The sequence below is a fragment of the uncultured Nostoc sp. genome (assembly GCF_964245445.1).
Lineage (GTDB): Bacteria > Cyanobacteriota > Cyanobacteriia > Cyanobacteriales > Nostocaceae > Nostoc.
This window is the reverse complement of sequence record NZ_CAXTNE010000483.1, coordinates 1-2,846: the sequence shown is the minus strand read 5'-3', so window position 1 is coordinate 2,846 and position 2,846 is coordinate 1. Positions and strand designations below refer to the sequence as shown.

Annotated in this window: 3 protein-coding genes; all 3 read left to right on the top strand. The window is 40.4% G+C overall.

Annotated features, from left to right (window positions below):
- The first annotated feature begins 202 nt into the window (after nt 1-202).
- Nucleotides 203-1,390 (top strand): tetratricopeptide repeat protein, encoded by a 1,188-nt coding sequence (locus ACFE90_RS37580; protein WP_375507308.1) that lies wholly within the window; start codon nt 203-205, stop codon nt 1,388-1,390.
- 83 nt (nt 1,391-1,473) lie between these two features.
- The gene (locus ACFE90_RS37575) at nt 1,474-2,061 is read left to right on the top strand and encodes a Uma2 family endonuclease (protein ID WP_375507307.1); all 588 of its coding nucleotides are present in this window, start codon (nt 1,474-1,476) and stop codon (nt 2,059-2,061) included.
- A 201-nt stretch (nt 2,062-2,262) separates the two neighbouring features.
- Nucleotides 2,263-2,846: tetratricopeptide repeat protein (locus ACFE90_RS37570; RefSeq protein WP_375507306.1), on the top strand; the 584-nt coding region annotated here is incomplete at its 3' end.

The window sequence follows — 2,846 nt, the reverse complement described above, 5'->3', positions numbered from 1 at the left end:
GAGGGAAAGTCGTTGTGATTCCAAAAATTGGATAATTTATTTTTTGGAGTTCCCTAATTGATAGGCGCAGAGTAACTCTTGACAAATGACAAATGACTGTCCTTTGTTAAAAACTCGCCTTATGATGGTCTGATGCTATATCGGCACAAAATAAAAGTTGGTCACTACAAGCAAAAAATTTGAACCATAATTTATTGGCAATATGAAACTCAGTCTGTGCATGATTGTGAAAAATGAAGCAGCAACACTGCCTAAATGCCTAAGCAGTGTCCAAAAAGTGGTAGATGAAATGGTAGTCTTGGATACAGGCTCAATCGATTGCACTCCTAATATTGCCCAACAACTGGGTGCAAAAGTTTATCATTTTAAATGGTGTAATGACTTCAGTGCTGCCCGCAATGCAGCTCTAAAATATGTCACTGGAGATTGGATTCTGATATTAGATGCTGATGAAACTCTCACACCAACAATTATACCGCAGTTGCGAGAGGCGATCGCAAGAGATGAATACCTGCTCATCAACCTCGTCCGCCACGAAATTGGTGCAGAACAATCTCCCTATTCTCTGGTTTCCAGGCTGTTCCGCAATCATCCAGATATTTGCTTTGACCGTCCTTATCATGCCTTAGTGGATGATAGCGTGTCAGCAATTATAGCCAAAGAACCTCATTGGCAAGTAGGTTATTTACCAGGAGTAGCCCTTTTACACGTAGGATATCAAAAAAGTGCGATCGCTCAAAATAACAAATATGCCAAAGCAGCTACAGCAATGGAAGGATTTCTCGCTACTCATCCTGATGACCCTTATGTTTGCAGTAAATTAGGGGCATTGTATGTGGAAACTGGGAAAATTACCAAAGGTATGGAGTTACTTAGACGAGGAATTACTACTGCTGAAGAAAACTACGATATTTTATATGAACTCCATTACCATTTAGGCATTGCTTACAGTCGGTTGCAAAAATCTCCACAGGCTATTTATCATTATCAAGCTGCTATTAAGTTGCCAATTTACCCCATGCTCAAACTAGGAGCATACATCAACTTGGGTAACTTACTCAAAGCAGCAGGAGATTTAAGCGGTGCAAAAACTGCTTACGCCACAACTTTGAAAATTGACCCTAATTTTGTTTTTGGACATTATAATTTGGCAATGATATTTAAAGCTTTGGGTTTATTTACAGATGCGATCGCATCTTATCAAAATGCAATTGAGTTAAATCCTAACTATGCCGAAGCCTATCAAAATTTAGGAGTAGTGTTGCTCAAAGTTGGCAATCATCAAGATAGTTTAACAGCTTTTAGAAAAGCGATCGCCCTTCATGAAAGGTATAATCCCGAAGAGGCGAAAAGACTACGCCAAGGGTTACGAGAGATGGAATTGATGTAGATGTGAGCGGACATTGGGCATGGGAGAGAATGAGAAATGAGAAATGAGATTAGGATATTAGTATCAATATTTCAGAGATTCCTATGAGCAAAACCATTGATGAACGGATACGCTGGACAAGTGCGGATTTAGAGTTATTGCCAGATAACGGTAATCGCTATGAAATTATCGATGGGGAATTATTTGTGACTAGGGCACCGCATTGGGGACATCAAAAAGCTACTGGTAATATTTATGCAGAATTAAGAACTTGGTCACTCTCAACAGGTCTTGGTGAGGCTGTGCCAACACCAGGAATTATTTTTACTGATGCAGATAATGTTATTCCCGATGTGGTTTGGGTAAGTAAAGAACGCCTTGCCATTTTACTTGACCAAGAAGGACATTTAACGGGAGCACCAGAACTGGTTGTAGAAGTACTTTCCCCTGGAGTCCAAAACGAGCGACGCGATGCCTACGGCGGGCTACGCCTACGGGAAGTTAAGCTAAAATTATACGCTTCTAGAGGAGTTCAAGAATATTGGATTTTGAACTGGCAATTACAACAGGTTGAAGTGTATCGCCGAGAAAAAGCAGTTCTGAAATTAGTGATAACATTATTCGCAACAGATGACTTATCTTCACCTCTGTTATCGAATTTTGTTTGCACTGTAGCGCGGTTATTCGTGTGAATGCCCCGAATTTCCAGCTTGGAACAGAAAACATAAGGCTGAGAACCCTGAACATCAGTTAAAAGACTTGCAATTAAAAAAGTGTCCATTAGGGTAATGCACTATCTTACATATTGTGGTGCTTAAAGATAAATTGCCGTAAAGTTCCTTATTAAGCCTGTAGTATTTTCTATAATGACTCAACAATAACATTTATTCTTTATGTTATTTATAAGACAATTATTGTTTCCTCAATTGTCGATAGAGGTTCCAAAAACCTTCGCCATAGCAACTTTGACTACATTTACCACTACTGCAACTATTAATCAGTCCAGTTATGCTAGCGATATAAAATTCTTGGGAATTCGTCTAACTGATGCTCCCAAAGTTGCAACACTCACTGCTGAAGACCTCTTTAATCAGGGTTTGGATAAGATAAAGAAAGGAGATTTGCAAGGAGCGATCGCAGCTTATACTAAAGCAATCCGCCTCAATCCTAAATATGCTGAAGCTTACAGCAACCGGGCTGTTGCCCGCGCCCAATTGGGAGATAACAAGGGGGCAATGGAAGATTTCAACCAAGCTTTGCAGATTAATCCTAACCTTGCCCAAGCTTACGGTAATCGGGGTACTGTCCGTGCCCAATTGGGAGATAAAAAGAGGGCAATCGAAGACTTCAACCAAGCTTTGCGGATTAATCCTAACTATGTTGTTGAAGGCTACACCAACGAGGGTATTGCCCGCGCCCAATTGGGAGATAACAAGGGGGCAATGGAAGATTTCAACCAAGCTTTGCGGATTAATCC